Source organism: Pseudomonas sp. KCJK9016 (assembly GCF_046231795.1).
GTDB lineage: Bacteria > Pseudomonadota > Gammaproteobacteria > Pseudomonadales > Pseudomonadaceae > Aquipseudomonas > Aquipseudomonas bananamidigenes.
In genome coordinates this window covers 28,207-46,165 of the sequence record NZ_JBJJMM010000037.1, presented here as the reverse complement: position 1 = coordinate 46,165, position 17,959 = coordinate 28,207, and the positions used below count along the sequence as shown (strand labels likewise).

General features: G+C 61.9%; 16 protein-coding genes. 10 read left to right on the top strand and 6 right to left on the bottom strand.

Translation table 11 applies throughout. The features are described 5' to 3' along the window. Nucleotides 1-1,327 (bottom strand): retention module-containing protein (locus tag ACK6BI_RS25745; RefSeq protein ID WP_409319305.1); only part of this gene is annotated, 1,327 nt, incomplete at its 3' end. A gap of 532 nt (nt 1,328-1,859) precedes the next feature. On the opposite strand from ACK6BI_RS25745, the gene ACK6BI_RS25740 reads away from it, so the two are divergent. From ACK6BI_RS25740 to ACK6BI_RS25730, 3 genes are all read left to right on the top strand, one after another. After that, nucleotides 1,860-3,218 carry a TolC family outer membrane protein gene (locus tag ACK6BI_RS25740; RefSeq protein WP_409319304.1) on the top strand — a complete coding sequence of 453 codons (1,359 nt, stop codon included), beginning with the start codon at nt 1,860-1,862 and terminating at the stop codon, nt 3,216-3,218. A gap of 152 nt (nt 3,219-3,370) precedes the next feature. Continuing rightward, nucleotides 3,371-5,530, top strand: coding sequence for a type I secretion system permease/ATPase (locus ACK6BI_RS25735; protein ID WP_409319303.1), 2,160 nt, complete (start codon nt 3,371-3,373; stop codon nt 5,528-5,530). A 9-nt stretch (nt 5,531-5,539) separates the two neighbouring features. Further along, nucleotides 5,540-6,901, top strand: a complete 1,362-nt coding sequence (locus tag ACK6BI_RS25730) for an HlyD family type I secretion periplasmic adaptor subunit (RefSeq protein WP_409319302.1) — start codon at nt 5,540-5,542, stop codon at nt 6,899-6,901. Nucleotides 6,902-7,049: 148 nt separating this feature from the next. Here the strand turns inward: ACK6BI_RS25730 and ACK6BI_RS25725 are convergent, their stop codons facing one another. Together ACK6BI_RS25725 and ACK6BI_RS25720 are read right to left on the bottom strand one after the other, a co-directional pair. Next, entirely contained in the window at nt 7,050-7,646 is a 597-nt protein-coding gene (locus ACK6BI_RS25725) for a tRNA-uridine aminocarboxypropyltransferase (protein WP_409319301.1), read from the bottom strand. Nucleotides 7,647-7,650: 4 nt separating this feature from the next. Further along, nucleotides 7,651-8,544 (bottom strand): LysR family transcriptional regulator, encoded by an 894-nt coding sequence (locus ACK6BI_RS25720; protein WP_007956593.1) that lies wholly within the window; start codon nt 8,542-8,544, stop codon nt 7,651-7,653. Nucleotides 8,545-8,776: 232 nt separating this feature from the next. Between ACK6BI_RS25720 and speB the strand changes: the two genes are divergently transcribed. The 6 genes from speB (at nt 8,777) to ACK6BI_RS25690 (ending at nt 14,363) form a co-directional block, all read left to right on the top strand. After that, entirely contained in the window at nt 8,777-9,727 is a 951-nt protein-coding gene (gene speB, locus ACK6BI_RS25715; RefSeq protein ID WP_065258464.1) for an agmatinase, read from the top strand. Nucleotides 9,728-9,737: 10 nt separating this feature from the next. Beyond that, on the top strand, nt 9,738-10,160 hold the full coding sequence (locus ACK6BI_RS25710; RefSeq protein WP_409319300.1) for a YybH family protein: 423 nt from the start codon (nt 9,738-9,740) through the stop codon (nt 10,158-10,160). A gap of 55 nt (nt 10,161-10,215) precedes the next feature. Beyond that, nucleotides 10,216-11,727: a purine-cytosine permease family protein gene (locus ACK6BI_RS25705; protein ID WP_409319299.1), complete on the top strand. Its 1,512-nt coding sequence runs from the start codon at nt 10,216-10,218 to the stop codon at nt 11,725-11,727. A gap of 154 nt (nt 11,728-11,881) precedes the next feature. Continuing rightward, nucleotides 11,882-13,261, top strand: a complete 1,380-nt coding sequence (locus ACK6BI_RS25700) for a sodium:solute symporter (RefSeq protein ID WP_409319298.1) — start codon at nt 11,882-11,884, stop codon at nt 13,259-13,261. A gap of 81 nt (nt 13,262-13,342) precedes the next feature. Beyond that, nucleotides 13,343-14,068 carry an MBL fold metallo-hydrolase gene (locus ACK6BI_RS25695; protein ID WP_409319297.1) on the top strand — a complete coding sequence of 242 codons (726 nt, stop codon included), beginning with the start codon at nt 13,343-13,345 and terminating at the stop codon, nt 14,066-14,068. A gap of 46 nt (nt 14,069-14,114) precedes the next feature. Then, the gene (locus ACK6BI_RS25690) at nt 14,115-14,363 is read left to right on the top strand and encodes an acyl carrier protein (protein WP_409319296.1); all 249 of its coding nucleotides are present in this window, start codon (nt 14,115-14,117) and stop codon (nt 14,361-14,363) included. Nucleotides 14,364-14,464: 101 nt separating this feature from the next. Here the strand turns inward: ACK6BI_RS25690 and ACK6BI_RS25685 are convergent, their stop codons facing one another. Continuing rightward, nucleotides 14,465-14,593 (bottom strand): PA1414 family protein, encoded by a 129-nt coding sequence (locus ACK6BI_RS25685; RefSeq protein ID WP_007914492.1) that lies wholly within the window; start codon nt 14,591-14,593, stop codon nt 14,465-14,467. A 142-nt stretch (nt 14,594-14,735) separates the two neighbouring features. Next, on the bottom strand, nt 14,736-15,629 hold the full coding sequence (ptrR, locus tag ACK6BI_RS25680) for a putrescine utilization regulator PtrR (protein WP_409319295.1): 894 nt from the start codon (nt 15,627-15,629) through the stop codon (nt 14,736-14,738). A 104-nt stretch (nt 15,630-15,733) separates the two neighbouring features. Here ptrR and ACK6BI_RS25675 point away from each other — a divergent pair, with 104 nt between their 5' ends. Further along, nucleotides 15,734-16,915 (top strand): MFS transporter, encoded by a 1,182-nt coding sequence (locus ACK6BI_RS25675; RefSeq protein ID WP_409319294.1) that lies wholly within the window; start codon nt 15,734-15,736, stop codon nt 16,913-16,915. Here the strand turns inward: ACK6BI_RS25675 and ACK6BI_RS25670 are convergent. Continuing rightward, nucleotides 16,860-17,792 carry a DMT family transporter gene (locus ACK6BI_RS25670; RefSeq protein WP_409319293.1) on the bottom strand — a complete coding sequence of 311 codons (933 nt, stop codon included), beginning with the start codon at nt 17,790-17,792 and terminating at the stop codon, nt 16,860-16,862. The genes ACK6BI_RS25675 and ACK6BI_RS25670 overlap by 56 nt on opposite strands. Nucleotides 17,793-17,959: the final 167 nt, after the last annotated feature.

Below are 17,959 nucleotides of genomic sequence, written 5' to 3'. Positions count from 1 at the left end.
TGATGATCACCGGATCGTCGTTGTTGTGGATCTGCAAAACCAGATTCGCAGTACTGGTGTCGCCATCGGAATCACGCAGGGTGTATGTAAAGGTTTCGGTGCCGTTGCCGCCGCCATGCAACGCCTTGAAATCCGCGTCGCTGGTATTGAGCGTGTAGGTGTAAGTCCCGTTGGCGTTCAGCACCAGCGTGCCGTAAGTCCCGGTGAACGTACCGGCGACCACCGGGCCGCTGTTGGGGCCGACAGGAATACGGTCGGCGCCCTGCACATCGTTGGTCAGCACGTTGCCGCTCAGGCTCAGGTTGGTTTCCGAAGCCGTGCCGGCATTGCTGTCATCCACCGCTTTGGGCACGTCATCGGTGATGTTGACGTCCAGCGAGCCGGTCGCCGTGTCACCGTTGCTGTCGCCCGCGATCACCGTGAAATGTTCGCTGAGGCTGTTGGCACCGTCACCCGCCGGATGGGCATCGTTGCCATTGAGGGTGTAGCTGTAGCTGACCGTACCATTGGCCGGGTTGTACCCGGTGATGGTCAGGGTGTTGCCCAGTTGTGTGGTGATCGATTGCGGGAAACCGACGGGCACACCGCCAACAATTACGTTGATACCACCGATGCTCAGGCTGGTCAGACCATCGGGCGCCGAGATACTGAAGCTGCCGGCCTGGGTCAACGCGCCAGAATTGGCGGCGGAACCTTCCGGCAGATTGGCTTCGTTGAGCGTCAGTTCGCCCCCGGGCACATCCAGGCCTGTGAGGGTCACAAGGTTATTGACCGGTGGCGGGATGACCGGCGCGGGCGTGTTGTTGCCGTTGTCGATCACCGCGTTATGCCGTTCTTCGGGAAATTCGGGAATGCCGCCGAAACCGGCTGTAGGGAAACCGATGACCGGATCGACCCGGCCACCCACTTCGGTCAGCAACACAAAACTGTGGCCACCGCCCTTGCCGCCATTGATGTCACCGGGCGCATCGGGACCGGCCGCAGTGGCTTCAGCGGATTGGGTCGGGTCTTCACCGGCGGCGATGGCTTTCTGGATCTGTGCGACATCGGTGAGTTGCGCATCGCTCGGGGTCAGTGCTTCCGGAGCATCCACATGGGGCGCGTGGTTGGCCAGCAATTGCCCGGTCAGGGTCCGGCTGCTGTCGCGGCCCAGGGTCAGTTCCTGGCCGTTCAGCAGATGGACGGCGACCGCCCCTTCTGCCCCCGTGATCAATTGATCCCCGGCAAACAGTCGATCGCCCGCGACCAATGCGCGCCGACTTCCGTCCGCCGTTTGAGCGAACACCTGACCAATGACTTTGGATACTGTCCCGATGAGCGTTGCCATGTGCATGTCCTCCGCTGCCGACCACCGTCGGCGCTGGTTCGCGAAGCAGCCCATGGCTCAAGCGGGTTGTCGGGGCGACGCTCGCACCTCGACAGTTCGTTTCGCAGGTTGTGCATCTTAAGAAACCCCAGCGCCCTCAGACACTTGGAGTCCGTATAGATACATCACGCCCACTAGCGCTACGTAACGGTGGTGAATCACCCGAGTGACAAAAAAATGTCGCCCATTTGCCGCTACGCGTCCCTCCCCTTTAGCAGTACTTCGCCCGTATGTCGCAAAGTGAGTGGAACTTTCCTCAAGCCTTCATGCACTCCCTAAAGCGCATAAAACAAAGGCTTTCGAATGGAACAATGTGCTGGATTCGGCAAAGCGCATAAGTTTTTTTCGGCATAAACCCTATGAAAAATTTTTCTTAGCTACGCTTCAGGATGTTCTTAGCTCTGTTGTAACAGCGATGAGACGCTAAACACTAAAAATTTCGTCAATAAATTGGCGACAGCGGAATACCATCAGGACTCAGGGAGATGCACCCATGCGCTTTCCAACCCCCCTCTGCAGTGCGGTTTTGCTGGCCATGGCTTGCACTTCCCAGGCTCAGGCCATGAACCTCACCGAAGCCATTCAGAGCACCATTGCGACCCACCCGGAACTGGCTTCGCGGGTTGACGCCAAACTGTCGGCCGATGAACAGGTAAAAGTCGCCAGGGGCGGCTTCTATCCATCGGTGGATCTGAACGCTGCCTACGGGCGCGGCTACAGCGACAACACCAACACCCGGGCCTTGGGTAATCACCACACCGAAATCCTCAATTACACTCAGTCCGAGCTGCGCCTGCGGCAGATGCTGTTCGACGGTTTCAATACCGCCAACGAGGTCGAACGCACCAAGGGCGTGTCCAACTCCCGCGCGTATTACGCGCAAGGCACCGCCCAGGATCTGGCCCTGCGCACCATCGAGGTCTACCTCGAAGTGCTCAAGCGGCGCGAACTGGTGACGCTGGCCAAGAACAACCTGCAGGCTCACCTGCGGGTCAACGACCAGATCGGCCTGCGCACCCAGCGCGGCATCGGCAGCACTGCCGACTCCGACCAGTCGGTGGCCCGCAAGGCGCTGGCGCAGAACAACCTCGACACTGCCGAGGTCGATCTGGCGGACGCCGAATCGAATTTCTACGCCGTGGTCGGGCGCATGCCCGATGAGCTGGAAGCCCCGGCCTCGACCCGTGGTGAATTGCCCGCCACCCTGCCGGAAGCCCAGCAGAGCATGGTGGAGAACAACCCGTATCTGAAATCCGCCCAGGCCGACGTGCAATCGGCCGAGAGCCAGTACGAAGTCGCCAAGTCGCCGTTCTATCCACGCTTCGATGCCGAAGCGGCGGTCGGCGCCAACAACAACGTGCAGGGTGACGAGGGCCACGACAACGAATGGCGGGTCGGCGTGGTGATGAACTACAACCTGTTCCGTGGCGGCAGCGACAAGGCGCGCCTGGCCTCCGATGCGCACCAGATCAACCAGGCCATGGACATCCGCAACAACGCCCTGCGCCAGCTCAACGAGAACATTCACCTGGCCTGGAACGCCATGGCCAACGCCAAGAAACAGACCCCGACCGCCCGCGAATACGCCGAGACCACCAAGCGTGTGCGCGCCGCGTATCAGGATCAGTTCGGTCTCGGCCAGCGCACCCTGCTCGACCTGCTCGACAGTGAAAACGAGCTGTACAACGCCAACCGCCGCTACACCGAAATCCGCTACACCGAGGAGTTTTCGATGTACCGCGTGCTGGCGAACATGGGGCAGTTGCTGAGCAAGCAACGGGTGGTGCTGCCGGCCGACGCGATTGCCGCTGCCGAAGTGAAAAACGAGGCGCGCCTGCCCGAGCTCAAATAAACCGTTGTGGCGAGGGAGCTTGCTCCCGTCGGGGTGCGCAGCGCCCCCAACGAACCAGGCAACACTGAGATCCATGTGAGTGCGGCGCACTCAAACGGGAGCAAGCTCCCTCGCCACAGGTAATCGGGCAGTCATCAAGAGGGGCGATCAATATGACCAGCATGGAACCCGGAGCGCCCGGGATCGATCCGCGGCTGAGCTTCGATGATCCGTTACTCGACGGTCTGTTGATCCTCTGCAAACTCCATGGCGCCACGGTCAGTCGCGCCAGCCTGAGTGCCGGGCTGCCCCTGGACAAACAACGCCTGAGCCTGGACCTGCTGCCCCGTGCGGCGGCCCGGGCCGGTTTGCAGGCGCGCATGCTGCGCCGCGACCTCAAGGACATTTCCCCGCTCAATCTGCCGGTGCTGTTGCTGCTGGGCAATGGCCGCACGGCGGTGCTACGTCGTTTTGCCGATGACGGCAAGGCGCTGATCCTGCCCAGTGAAGCCGATGGCGGCGAGCAGTGGGTCAGCCACCAGGAACTCGCCGAACACTATACGGGCCAGGCCCTGTTCGCCCGGCCCCGGCATGAACTGGAAGACCTGCGTTCACCCCTGGTGCCAAGGGTCCAGGCGTGGTTTCGCGACACCCTGAAGCTGTCGAAATGGCTGTACAGCGACGCGATCCTCGCCAGTTTCCTGATCAACCTGCTGGGCCTGATGGTGCCGCTGTTCGTCATGCAGACCTACGACCGCGTGGTGCCGAACCAGGCCACATCGACCCTGTGGGTGCTGGCCATCGGGCTGTTGATCGGCACCGGTTTCGAACTGGTCTTGCGTGTGGTGCGCGCGCACCTGCTGGACACCGCCGGCAAGAAGACTGACGTGATCCTTTCCGCGACCTTGTTCGAGCGCATCACCGGCATGGCGATGAAAGCCCGGCCCGCGACCATCGGTGGGTTCGCCCAGAGCATTCATGACTTTCAGGGGCTGCGGGAATTTCTCACCGCCGTGACCCTGACCAGCCTGATCGACCTGCCCTTCGTGGTGCTGATGCTGGTGGTGATCGGCCTGCTCGGTGGCTGGCTGGTGGTGATTCCGCTGCTGGCGTTTCCGATCACCATAATGTTCGCGATGATCATTCAGGCGCGTCTGCGCGACACCGTGCAGAAAAGCCTGAGCCTCGGCGCCGAGCGTCAGGCGTTGCTGATCGAAACCCTCGGCGGCCTGGAAACCCTCAAGGCCTGCAGCGCCGAAAGCGAGCGCCAGCACAAATGGGAAAGCACCCACGGCGCCCTCACCCGCCTCGACAGCCATGCACGCAACCTCTCGGCGCTGGCCACCAACGGCACGCTGTTCATCCAGCAGTTCTCGGGGATGGCGACCATCGTCGCCGGGGTCTACAGCATCATCGCCGGCAACCTCAGCGTCGGCGCGCTGGTGGCCAGTTACATGCTCGGCAGTCGCGTGCTTGCGCCGCTGGGCCAGATTGCCGGGCTGATCACCCGCTATCAGCAAGCGCAACTGACCATGAAAAGCACCGACGCGCTGATGGCCCTGCCCCAGGAACGCGACGGGAAGCAGCGGCCGCTGGAACGCACGCAACTGCAAGGCGCACTGGACGTCAGCGCTGTGACCTTCCATTACAACGGCCAGAATGCACCGGCCCTGAGCAATGTCGGTTTCAGCCTCAAGCCCGGCGAGCGGATCGGCATCATCGGCCGCAGCGGCTCCGGCAAAAGTACCCTCGCACGGCTGTTGATGGGTTTCTTCGAGCCGGAGGAAGGCCAGCTGCTGCTCGATGGTCTCGACCTGCGGCAACTGGATGTCGCCGACCTGCGCCAACAGATCGGTTACGTCGCCCACGACCTGCCGCTGCTGGCCGGCAGCCTGCGCGACAACCTGACCCTCGGCGCCCGGTATGTCAGCGATGCACGCATGCTCGAAGTGGCCGAACTGACCGGTGTCACCGAGCTGGCCCGTCAGCATCCGCAAGGCTTCGACCGGCCGGTGGGCGAGCGCGGGCAATTGCTTTCCGGCGGTCAGCGCCAGGCGGTATTGCTGGCCCGGGCGCTGTTGCTCGACCCGCCGATCATGCTGCTTGACGAACCCACCAGCGCCATGGACAACAGCAGCGAAGACGTCCTGCGCCAGAAGCTTCATGGCTGGGTACAGGGCAAGACACTGCTGCTGGTCACCCACCGCACCTCGATGCTGAGCCTGGTGGACCGGTTGCTGGTGCTGGACAACGGCCGGATCGTCGCCGACGGTCCGAAAGAAGCGGTCATCGATGCACTGCGCAAGGGCCGGGTCGGCTCGGCGGCAGTCTAGGAGTCGCCCATGTCTGCTTCCTCCTCTTCAAAACAGCGCGGCTACTTCGACAGTTTCGGCAAAAGCGCCGAAGCCGAATTCATGCCGGAAACCGCCAGTGCTTCGTTGCAGGATTCGCCGCGCTGGTCGCGGATCACCGTGTGGCTGGCGGCGGCGCTGCTGATCAGTGCGCTGGTCTGGGCCAAATTCGCGGTGCTTGAAGAAGTGACCATGGGCGAAGGCAAGGCGATTCCGTCGAGCAAGGTCCAGGTAATCCAGAACCTCGAGGGCGGGATCGTCACCGAAATCTTCGTGCGTGAAGGGCAAATGGTGAACAAGGGCGACACCCTGCTGCGCCTGGATGACACGCGGTTTCTGTCGAACAAGGGCGAGAGCGAGGCCGATCGCTACGCGTTGATGGCCCAGGTCGAACGCCTGTCGGCGGAGTCCGAAGGCCGGCCGATGAAGCTCTCGGACGAGATCCTCAGCAAGGCGCCGCAAGTCGCCGAAGATGAACGGGCGTTGTACGACCAGCGCCAGCGACGTCTGGCCAGCGAACAACGGACCCTCACCGAACAGTTGCGGCAGAAGACTCAGGAGCTGGCGGAGTTTCGCTCCAAGCAAGGCCAATACAGTTCCAGCCTGGCGCTGTTACAACAGGAAATGAACATGTCATCGCCACTGGTAGGCACCGGGGCGGTGTCGCCGGTGGAAATCCTGCGTCTCAAGCGCAGTGCGGTGGAAATTCGTGGCTCGTTGAACGCCACGACCCTGGCGATTCCCCGGGCCGAATCGGCAATCAACGAGATCAAGAGCAAGATCGACGAGTCGGAACAGACCTTCCGTTCCGACGCCGCCAAGGACCTCAACCAGAAACGCACCGACCTGTCGAAAATCACCGCGTCGAGCATCGCCATCGACGACCGTGTCAGCCGCACGACGGTGACCTCGCCGGTGCACGGAGTGATCAAGCAATTGAAGGTCAACACCATCGGCGGCGTGGTCCAGCCGGGCAGTGACATGGTGGAAATCGTGCCACTGGAAGACAACCTGCTGATCGAAGCCAAGGTGCGACCGCAGGACGTGGCGTTCCTGCATCCGGGCCAGAAAGCCATGGTCAAGTTCAGCGCCTATGACTACACGATCTACGGCGGACTCAGCGCCAGGCTGGAGCTGATCGGCGCCGACACCATCACCGACGACAAGGGCAACAGCTTCTACCTGATTCAGGTGCGCACCGACAAAAACCATTTGGGCGGGGATGTGAAGCCGCTGCTGATCATTCCGGGGATGGTGGCGACGGTGGACATCATCACCGGGGAGAAAAGCGTACTGGATTACCTGCTCAAACCGGTGCTCAAGGCCCGGACCGAGGCGATGCGCGAGCGCTAGGCATTGTTAGGATTTGCGGTGATTTATCTGATGCTTTCGCGAGCAGGCTCGCTCCCACAGGGGATTTGAGCTGAGCACATGATTTGTGTACACCTGCGATCAAACGTGGGAGCGAGCCTGCTCGCGAAGAGGTCAGCCGCTTAAGCACTTATCTATCGCCATGGTTACGCTGGAAAGTCTCCTCCCCCATCGCCGCAATCTGCCCCTCGATCAACGCCTCGAACGGCTTGAGCAACGGATCGAAAGAGGCCGGCGCTTCCAGGGTCTGCAACGCCTGCACGATCGCCTCGATGGTCGACAACGCCCCGGGCCCCGGCGCCTTGCGCAGCCGATACCGGGAAACCCCGCCCTCGGCCAGCGTCACCCGTGGCAACGCCGCCAGCAACGGATTCAGGTGCAACATCTTGCGCGCCTTGCGCCACGTGCCGTCCGGCACCACCAGCAGCAGCGGTTCATCGGACGCGGTGTACGCCTGCATCGGTTGCGCATCATCCGCCGGGAACAACAGCCGCGCCTGATACCCCGGCTGATTCAACAGCGCCGGCAGATCCTCGAACACCTCGCCGACGATCAGTTGCGCATTGTTCAAACCAAGCGCCGCCAGACGTGCGGTGTTCAGCGCGTGACTGACCTCGCTCGGATGCTGCAACAGCAATACGCGGGTGCGACTGTCGAGGCTGGGAATCAGCGGGCACAGGCAGTGGGTTTGTGGGCGCAGGCAGCGCGGGCATTGAGGTCTGGACATGTTCTTATGCCTGATTGAGCTGCGCTTTGAGCAGGTCGCGGAAAGTCTGGATCAACGGCTCGCGACTGCGGCCTCGGCGCATGATCATGGAAAACGGCGCCTGATAACCGAAGGTCGCCGGCAGCAGCACCCGCAGGTCGCCCTTGTCGGCCCAGGCCTGGGCGTAGTGCTCCGGCAGGTAACCGATGTAGGCGCCGGACAGCACCAGAATAAGCTGCGCCTCCATACTCTCCACGGTGGCGGCGCTGTGTTTGAAACCGTGGCGCGCCAGTTCCGCCTGGCTCCAGTAGCCGCGACCGACCATGCGCTGCTGGGTGATGACCTGCTCGGGAATCCGCCGTTCGTTGAACAACGGGTGACGGCTGCTGCAATACAGCCAGTGCTGTTCGCGGTACAGCGGCATGTACACCAGCCCACTCATGCGCGTGGAAAACGCGCCGATGGCCAGATCGAGGCGGTTGTCCTGCACGCCGAGTTGCAACTCATAGGGGCTCATCACCGACAGATGCAAATGCACCGCCGGGTGTTCCTGGCTGTAGGCGCCGATGGCTTCGGCGAACGGCAGGGCCTTGTCGCTGACCGTGGAATCGATCACCCCCAGGTTGAGCGTGCCGCGCAATTCACCCTTGAGCGCGGCGGCGTATTGCTCGAAACCTTCGAGTTCGGCGAGCAGACGCAGGGTTTCCTGATGGAACAGCTCACCCTTGCTGGTCAGACTGAAACCACCCCTCCCGCGATGGCACAGCACAAGGCCGAGCGCGGCTTCGAGCTGGCTCATGTAGGTGCTGATCGCCGAAGTCGACAGGTTGAGTTCCTGTTGCGCATTGGCAAACCCCTGATGCCGCACGACGCTGACGAAGATGCGCAAAAGTTTCAGGTCGGGTAAAGCGTTGGCCATGTCTGCTCCAAGGATCGTTCTGCGTAGATCGTTCCCATGCTTCGCGTGGGAACGATCAGCGAGAAGTCTATCTTCCGCCTCCCCATTAGTTTAGAAAATTCTGAACTAAGTTTTTGTTCGTAGCGATTCTTCCCCCTCACTACATTTCGCAGAATCGGTCCCACAGCGGCGTCCGAACCTGTGCTGAACGGCGCGCCGACATAAATAAAACAAAGACGATGAGGCCCCACCCGTGGACAAGATTCTTCACCAACCACTGGGCGGCAACGAAATGCCGCGCTTCGGCGGCATCGCCACCATGCTCCGACTCCCCCACCTTGAGACCGCTGCCGGCCTGGACGCTGCCTTCGTCGGCGTGCCACTGGACATCGGTACTTCGCTGCGTCCCGGCACCCGCTTCGGGCCGCGCGACATCCGCACCGAATCGGTGATGATCCGCCCATACAACATGGCCACCGGCGCTGCGCCGTTCGACTCGCTGTCGGTTGCCGACATCGGTGACGTGGCGATCAACACCTTCAACCTGCTCGACGCCGTGCGCATCATCGAAGAAGCCTACGACAACATCCTCGAGCACAACGTGATCCCGCTGACCCTGGGGGGCGACCACACCATCACCCTGCCGATCCTGCGTGCCATTCATAAAAAGCACGGCAAGGTCGGTCTGGTGCACATCGATGCTCACGCCGATGTGAACGATCACATGTTCGGCGAGAAAATCGCTCACGGCACGACCTTCCGTCGCGCCGTCGAAGAAGGCCTTCTGGACTGTGACCGCGTGGTGCAGATTGGATTGCGTGCGCAGGGTTACACCGCTGACGACTTCAACTGGAGCCGTGATCAGGGCTTCCGTGTGGTGCAGGCCGAAGAGTGCTGGCACAAGTCGCTGGAACCGCTGATGGCCGAAGTGCGCGAGAAAGTCGGTGGTGGCCCGGTGTACCTGAGCTTCGACATCGACGGCATCGACCCGGCCTGGGCGCCTGGCACCGGCACCCCGGAAATCGGTGGTCTGACGACCATTCAGGCGATTGAAATCGTTCGCGGCTGCCAGGGCCTCGACCTTATCGGCTGCGATCTGGTAGAAGTCTCGCCCGCTTATGACACCACCGGCAACACCTCGCTGCTGGCCGCCAACCTGCTGTACGAAATGCTCTGCGTACTGCCGGGCGTGGTCCACCGCTGAGGGTCGGGTCATGAACGAACGTGATCAGGTTCTGAAAGCGGCCGCCGATCTGGTGTCCGCCTTCGCCCGCAACGATCGCGAAGCCTACTTCGGCGCGTTCAGCGCCGATGCGAGCTTCGTGTTCTACACCCTCGAACAGCCCCTGCTGTCGCGCGATGCCTATCAGGCGTTGTGGGACAGGTGGCGCGCCGAGGATGGCTTCGAGGTGCTGTCGTGCACTTCGAGCAACGCCTTCGTCAGCCTGCTGGGTGACGTGGCGGTGTTTATCCATGACGTGGCCACCGAGCTGCGCATGCAAGGGGAGCAACACTTCAGCCAGGAGCGCGAGACGATTGTTTTCAAGAAACAAGCGTCGAGCCTAGAACAACAAGGCCATTGGCTGGCCTGCCACGAACATTTGTCCGCAATGCCGGAAGGGCTGCCACCCCCTTAGCCAAGACAGGTGACGCTCACGCACGATGAGCGCGCCTTTATGATCGGAGCAGATCATGAATAACAACAACAAAGACCAAAGCCTTACGCAGATTGAAACCCACGGGGTCGAACAGATCCCGGACAACGAACGCACCGCCGGTCCCGTGGACTTGTTCCGCATGATCTTCGGCGGCGCGAATACCTTTGCCACCGCCGTGCTCGGCAGTTTCCCGGTACTGTTCGGCCTGTCCTTTCAGGCGGGCGTCTGGGCGATTGTCTCGGGCGTGCTGCTCGGCTCGCTGATCCTCGCACCGATGGGCCTGTTCGGCCCGCTCAACGGCACCAACAATGCCGTGTCGTCCGGTGCGCACTTCGGTGTGCACGGGCGGATCGTCGGTTCGTTCCTGTCGTTGCTGACCGCCATCGCCTTCTTCTCGCTCTCGGTGTGGAGTTCAGGGGATGCGCTGATCGGCGGTGCCAAACGCCTGATCGGCCTGCCGGAAACCGACCTGACCCTGGGTCTGGCCTATGGTCTGTTCGCGATTCTGGTGCTGACCGTGTGCATCTACGGCTTCCGCTTCCTGCTGTGGGTGAACAAGGTCGCGGTGTGGAGCGCGAGCCTGTTGTTCCTGCTGGGCATCTTTGCCTTCGCCGGTCCATTCGATTCGCACTACGCCGGCACCGTCAGCCTTGGTCAGCCGGGCTTCTGGGCTGCGTTCATCGGCGCTGCGCTGGTGGCCATGAGCAACCCGATTTCCTTCGGCGCGTTCCTCGGCGACTGGGCCCGCTACATCCCGCGTGAAACTTCGCGTCAGCGGATCATGGCGGCGGTGATTCTGTCGCAGATCGCCACCTTCATTCCGTTCCTGTTCGGCCTGACCACCGCCACCATCGTGGCGATCCAGGCACCGGACTACATCGCGGCCAACAACTATGTCGGCGGTCTGCTGGCGGTATCGCCGAACTGGTTCTTCCTGCCGGTGTGCCTGATTGCGGTGATCGGCGGCATGTCCACCGGCACCACGTCGCTGTATGGCACCGGGCTGGACATGTCCAGTGTGTTCCCGCGTCTGCTGTCGCGGGTCAAGGCGACGCTGCTGATCGGCGTGCTGTCGATTGCCTTCATCTTCATCGGACGCTTCGCGGCGAACCTGGTGCAGAGCGTGTCGACCTTCGCGGTGCTGATCATCACCTGCACCACCCCATGGATGGTGATCATGATCATCGGCCTGGTGGTGCGTCGCGGCTTCTACTGCCCGGACGACCTGCAGGTGTTCACCCGCGGCGAGCAAGGCGGACGCTACTGGTTCAACCACGGCTGGAACTGGCGTGGCCTGGGTGCATGGATCCCGAGTGCGGCGGTCGGCCTGTGCTTCGTCAACCTGCCGGGGCAGTTCGTCGGCCCGCTCGGTGAACTGGCCGGCGGCATCGACATCAGCCTGCTGGTGACCCTGGGCCTGGCCTCGGTGATGTACCTGATGCTGCTGAGCCTGTTCCCGGAACCGGCGCTGGTCTACGGGCCGAAGGATCCCCGGAGCCAGGGTGCTGCCACGGCAGCAAAGCCTGAAATGAGTCAGCCAGCCTGACACCATCCCCCTGTGGGAGCGAGCCTGCTCGCGATGACGGCAGCACATCCAACATCGATGTGACTGAAAAATCGCTATCGCGAGCAGGCTCGCTCCCACAAGGGAAAACTGATTCCAGACTCACCATAAAAAAGACAATCGGAGACACGCCATCATGGCTTTGGATTTATTCGTCGTCCTCATCTACGCGGCCGGCATGCTGTTGCTCGGCTATTTCGGCATGCGCAAGGCCAAGACCAACGAGGACTTCCTCGTCGCCGGGCGTAACCTCGGCCCGAGCCTGTACATGGGCACCATGGCCGCGACCGTTCTGGGTGGCGCGTCCACCGTCGGCACCGTGCGTCTGGGCTATGTGCACGGTATCTCCGGTTTCTGGCTGTGCGCGGCACTGGGTTGCGGCATCGTGGCGCTGAACCTGTTTTTGGCCAAGCCACTGCTGAAACTGAAGATCTACACCGTGACCCAGGTCCTGGAAAAACGCTACAACCCGATGGCCCGCTCGGCGAGCGCGGCAATCATGCTGGCCTACGCGCTGATGATCGGCGTGACCTCGATCCTCGCCATCGGCACCGTGCTGCAAGTGCTGTTCGGCCTGCCGTTCTGGGTCTCGGTACTGCTCGGCGGTGGCGTGGTGGTGGTGTACTCGGCCATCGGCGGCATGTGGTCGCTGACCCTGACCGACATCGTCCAGTTCATCATCAAGACCGTGGGCCTGATGTTCATCCTGTTGCCAATCTGCCTGTACAAAGTCGGTGGCTGGGACGAACTGGTGCTGAAGCTGCCGGCGGCGGCGTTCAACTTCACCACCATCGGCTGGGACACGATCATCACCTACTTCATGATCTACTTCTTCGGCATCCTGATCGGTCAGGACATCTGGCAACGGGTGTTCACCGTCAAGAATGAAAAAGTGGCTCAGTACGCCGGCAGCTTCGCGGGTATCTACTGCATCCTCTACGGTCTGGCCTGCGCCCTGATCGGCATGGCAGCACACGTGCTGATCCCGGATCTGGACAACGTCAACAACGCCTTCGCCGCGATCGTCAAACTGTCGCTGCCGGACGGCATCCGCGGTCTGGTGATCGCCGCCGCCCTGGCCGCCATGATGTCCACCGCCAGCGCCGGTCTGCTCGCGGCCTCCACCACCCTGACCGAAGACCTGCTGCCGAAACTGCGTGGCGGCAAACAGTCGAGCCTGGGCGTGAACCGTCTGTTCACCCTGCTGACCGGTGCCGTGGTACTGGCCATCGCGCTGGTGGTCAACGACGTGATCAGCGCTTTGACCCTCGCTTACAACCTGTTGGTGGGCGGCATGCTGATTCCGCTGATCGGTGCAATCTTCTGGAAACGCGCCACCACCGCCGGCGCCATCGCCAGCATGGGCATGGGCTTCGCCACGGCGCTGCTGTTCATGGTCAAGGACGGTCTGGACGCCAACACGCCGATCTACTACAGCCTGGCCGTCGGCCTGGTGAGTTTCGTGGTGGTCAGCCTGGTTTCCCGTCGCCCTGCCCCGGTGGCCAGCGCGATCTAAGCTGAAGCGATAGCAACAATTTCTTCGGCGGGTGTGGCGTCGGTTGCCACACCCGTTTTTTTCGTCTCAAGGAAAGTGCTTATGAAGATTGTTTCTCGCAACCAGTGGTTCGAAGTGCAAACCATGAGCGACGGCATCCGCCTGATTCACGAGCCGTACATTCGCCCGTTCTATCGCTGCAACCTGTGGCATGTTCAGGGGCGGGACAAGGATCTGCTGCTCGACAGCGGTTCGGGGCTGGTGAGCCTGCGCGAGCAACTGCCGTGGCTGACCGAGCGGCCTCTGGTAGCGGTGGCCAGTCATTGCCACTTCGACCACATCGCCGGTCATCACGAGTTTGCCGAACGGCTGGTGCATCCCGCCGAGGCGGACATTCTGGCGGCGCCGGATGGCGAGAATGACTTGAGCCGCGCCTTCGTCGGCGACGACATGTTCGAAGCGCACCCGGACTGCCCGTTGTGCTACGCCGAATACCGGGTCAAGGCTGCGCCGGCCACCGGGTTTGTCGAGGACGGTGATGTGCTGGACCTGGGCGACCGCACGTTGCAGGTGCTGCACACGCCGGGGCATTCACCGGGCGGGATCAGCCTCTATGAAGACGCGACCGAAACCCTGTTCAGCGGCGACATCATCTACGACGGGCCGTTGATCGAAGACGCCTACCACTCCAATCTCGAGGATTACGCCGCCAGCCTTCGTCGCTTGCAGGCGTTGCCGATCCGTACCGTGCATGGCGGGCATTTCGGCAGTTTCTCGGGAGAGCATTTACGTTCGATGATTGACGAATGGTTGCGCCGACACGCCTGAGGCCTGCTGTACTCCAGTCAGGTCCCGCCACTTTTGAACATCTGCCATGAGAAGAGCTGCCGTGCGTGCCGCCGTGCACCGATTCATCAAACGCCTGCTGGAACACCGCGACTTCAACGACAACACCAGTCTGGCGGAGCTGGGTCTGGAAAAGGCGGACATCGAGGATCTGATCTTCCATCTGGAAGATGAATTCGGACTGACGGCCTTCACCGCCGAGGAAGACCACATGCTCAAGAGCGCCAGAACCGCTAATGACTTGAGCCGTTTTCTACTGGAAATCGGGCGGCACTGAAAAGCAAAAGGTCGCAGTGTCAGGCGGCTCCTGCATCATTGCTGCAGAAGCCGCCTGACACTGCGACCTTTTCAATCTTTGACCCTTGAAGCCGGAAGGCATTACCGCCGACGCTGCTGACGCCTGCGCTGTTCGTCGTCAGTGCGAATCGGGACCGGTTGCAGAGGCGGTTCGATCAAGCCGAGGGCAACACCCAAATCGTGCAGCCAGTTCTGAATTTTCTCTTTCATCGTCATGCCCCCTTCAGGGTGGTGCTGAGCGACCGGAATTCTGAGGCCGCTTCGCACTGATAATAGTCCGAAGTCCTACGCAATGCTCGGCAAAATCCGCAATGATCTGTTACTGAATGGATCAGAATCCCTGACCGATCGTTCAAGCGATTTCCAGGCTTTCTTCGCCGGCCACGGGATAGAGCATCTGCTGCTGTTCAATCCACGCATTGAGATTGGCTCCGACCATGCCCCGGCGCCACATGAGCCAGGTTGTCGCACTGGCAAATGGCTCGGCCAACGGATGCACCGCGACACTTTCGCGGCCCGGCAGGCTGGCGAGCATCGACTCCGACATCAGCGCCACGCCGCTGCCGGCAATCACGCAGGCGAGCATGCCCTGATAGGACTCGATCTCCATCGCCCGGCCCATCGCCGTCTGGTAATGGGCGAACCATGCCTCCAGCCGCGCCCTGTAGGCACAACCATGACGAAAGGTGAACACCGCCCGCCCCTCGACATCCCTGGCACTGCGCACCGGCGGGTGATCGGCCTCGCTGATCAAAACCAGCCGCTCGTTGCACAGCGGCACGCCGTCGATCCCGGCCAGTTGCGGCGGGCCGTCCACCAGCGCCGCATCAAGCCGTCCGGCCAGCAACCCCTCGAGCAATTCACCGCTGGGCCCTGACTGCACCTGCAGATTCACCGCCGGATACTGTTTGTGATACCGCGCCAGCAGCGCCGGCAAATGGATCGCGGCGGTGCTGTACAAGGTACCAAGTACAAAATCCCCCGCCGGTTGTCCGCCCATCACCGCTGCGCTGGCCTGATCACGCAGGGCGAACAGTTTGCCGGTGTAGTCCAGCAGGACTTTTCCCGCAGGCGACAACTGCAAACGCTGACGCTCCCTGACGAACAGCTCGACGCCCAGTTGCTCTTCGAGCTGTTTGAGCCGGGTAGACAGGTTCGACGGCACACGGTGCAGACGTTCGGCGGCGCGGGTGATCGAACCCTCCTGCGCCACGGCCTGGAAGATCCGCAGTTGGCTGAACTCCACAAGCTTTCTCCTGAACTGAACAAGTTACTCACTATTATTCAATTTTAAAGAAAGTCAATCAGTCCTAGCCTGACGGTCATCGAACTCACCACGGAATCCAGACCATGTCGCCGCTGATTCGCTTGTCCGCCAGTTTCATTGCCCTGATGCTGGCCATGGGCATCGGGCGTTTCGCCCTCACACCGCAACTTCCCCACCTGATCAGTGAAGGCCAGATCGACCTGACTGCCGCCGGTCTGATTGCCGCCGCCAACTACCTCGGCTATCTGCTCGGCGCCGTGGACGCGATGTTTTCCCGTCGCCCCGATCAGGTGCAACGCCGTTTGCATGGCGGCTTGTGGCTGTGCGTGCTGCTGACGCTGGCGTCGTTCTGGGCCGACGGTTTCTGGTCGCATCTGCTGCTGCGTTTCGGCACGGGCGTGGCGAGTGCCTGGGTGCTGGTGATGATCACCGCGCTGAGTCAGCCACTGGCTGCGGCGGCGGGTCGCCCACGGTTGGGAGCGCTGGTTTTTGCCGGGCCTGGACTGGGGATTTTTCTGACGGGACTGCTGGCGCTGTTCTCACATCTGGCGCAGCAGACATCCGCCACTCTATGGCTGATCTATGCCGCCGTGGCGCTGGTGATGTTGCTGGGAATCGTGCGGATCCTGCCGCAACCGGGTGTCGGGGAAAGCGTCGCTCCTGCTGCCGTCAGGCATTCGAATCGCGGCATTCTTCGGTTGGCAGCGGTATACGCCCTGTACGGTGTGGGCTACATCATTCCGGCCACGTTCCTGTCGCAGATGGCCAATGCGCAGTTTCACGGGCAATGGCAGGCCGATCTGTTCTGGCCATGCTTCGGCCTCGCCGCGGCCCTTGGCGTGTTGCTGGTGAGTCTGCGTCGGCATGATCAGGACACCACCCGTCACTGGTTGATGGCGACGTTATGGCTGCAAGCGGCCGGGGTGTTCGCTTGCCTGTTGGGCAGCGGCCCTGGCCTGGCTTTGGGTGTGATCCTGTGCGGCACGCCGTTCCTGGCCTGTATGCAACTGGTCATGCAACGCTCCCGGGAACTGGCGCCCCATGCCACCCAGCGCAACGCCGGCCTGCTCACCGCGTGCTTCGCTGTCGGTCAGCTCAGCGGGCCGTTGCTGGCGGCGGTCAGCAGCCACTTCAGCGGCGGCCTGCAACCGGCGTTGGTGATTGCCGGCAGTGGCCTGCTGATTGCCGGTGGACTGGCGTGGAAACCGCTTACGACTGGCCGAGTGCCTTGCGCAAACGCCGACGCACCCACTGTTCCGCGCTGACGAAGGTGATGCCAAGCAGCACCAGTACGGCACCGATGATGAAATTCAGGCTGAGTTTTTCACCCAGCAACACCACGCCGAACGTGACGCCGAACAACGGCGTCATGAACGAAAACACCGCGAGGTTGGCCGCCAGATAACGACGCAGCAGCCAGAACCAGGTCAGGTAACTGAAGAACGACACCACCAGCCCCTGGAACAGCACGCTGCCCAGCGCCACGACGGTCAGGCTGACGTGGGTGATCTGGCCGCTGAACAATGCGATCAACAGCAGGCCGACGAAACCGACGATCAGTTGATAGAACAGCGTCAGCGTCACCGGCGCTTCCGACAGCCGCGAGGCCCGCACCACCACGGTGGTCGCGCCCCAACTGGCCCCGGCCAGCACGCCAAGGGCATCGCCCAGCAGCATGCGATGGTCGAGGTTGTCCCAGGACATGCCGCCGGCGAACGCCAGCGCAATCCCGACGAACGCCATGAAAATCCCCAGCCATTGCACCGGTCGCAGGCGCTCGCTGGGCAACAGGAAGTGCACACCCAGCGCCGTGAAGATCGGCGCCGTGTAGAGGAAAACCGACATGTGCGCTGCGGTGGTCAACTGCAAGCCTTCGGAGATGAACAGGAACTCAAGCCCGAACAAGGCACCGGCCAGCAAACCGCCACGCCAGGTGGCGCCGACCTGTTCCCAGCCGCCCTTCCAGCAGATGAGTAGTCCGACCAGCAACGCGGAAATCCCCGATCGTCCGGCTGCCTGCATCACCGGCGCGATATCGGTCGCCGCCCACTTGATCATCACCTGCTGCACGCCCCAGATCAGGCACAGGCCGATCATCACTTGCAGGGCAAAGCCGTCGGCACTGCGCCGACTGACACTCACCGCAACACCTCGAACGCATACGTCATGGCAGTTTTCCCAATGGTCAAAGCAAAGCCCCGGATCGATGTCCGGGGCGAATAATGGTTTCGAGGATTATTAACCAGTTGGCCAGAAAAAGCCGTCTGGAAGAGACACTTCATTCTCTTGCAACGTCAGCTCAAACAACT

Bases quoted from the DNA above. Each gene is read 5' to 3' on its own strand.
- ACK6BI_RS25740 (WP_409319304.1), top strand. From the start codon at position 1,860: ATGCGCTTTCCAACCCCCCTCTGCAGTGCGGTTTTGCTGGCCATGGCT.
- ACK6BI_RS25730 (WP_409319302.1), top strand. From the start codon at position 5,540: ATGTCTGCTTCCTCCTCTTCAAAACAGCGCGGCTACTTCGACAGTTTC.
- ACK6BI_RS25720 (WP_007956593.1), bottom strand. From the start codon at position 8,544: ATGGCCAACGCTTTACCCGACCTGAAACTTTTGCGCATCTTCGTCAGC.
- ACK6BI_RS25710 (WP_409319300.1), top strand. From the start codon at position 9,738: ATGAACGAACGTGATCAGGTTCTGAAAGCGGCCGCCGATCTGGTGTCC.
- ACK6BI_RS25690 (WP_409319296.1), top strand. From the start codon at position 14,115: ATGAGAAGAGCTGCCGTGCGTGCCGCCGTGCACCGATTCATCAAACGC.
- ACK6BI_RS25725 (WP_409319301.1), bottom strand. From the start codon at position 7,646: ATGTCCAGACCTCAATGCCCGCGCTGCCTGCGCCCACAAACCCACTGC.
- ACK6BI_RS25705 (WP_409319299.1), top strand. From the start codon at position 10,216: ATGAATAACAACAACAAAGACCAAAGCCTTACGCAGATTGAAACCCAC.
- ACK6BI_RS25675 (WP_409319294.1), top strand. From the start codon at position 15,734: ATGTCGCCGCTGATTCGCTTGTCCGCCAGTTTCATTGCCCTGATGCTG.
- ACK6BI_RS25735 (WP_409319303.1), top strand. From the start codon at position 3,371: ATGACCAGCATGGAACCCGGAGCGCCCGGGATCGATCCGCGGCTGAGC.
- ACK6BI_RS25700 (WP_409319298.1), top strand. From the start codon at position 11,882: ATGGCTTTGGATTTATTCGTCGTCCTCATCTACGCGGCCGGCATGCTG.
- ACK6BI_RS25695 (WP_409319297.1), top strand. From the start codon at position 13,343: ATGAAGATTGTTTCTCGCAACCAGTGGTTCGAAGTGCAAACCATGAGC.
- ACK6BI_RS25685 (WP_007914492.1), bottom strand. From the start codon at position 14,593: ATGAAAGAGAAAATTCAGAACTGGCTGCACGATTTGGGTGTTGCCCTC.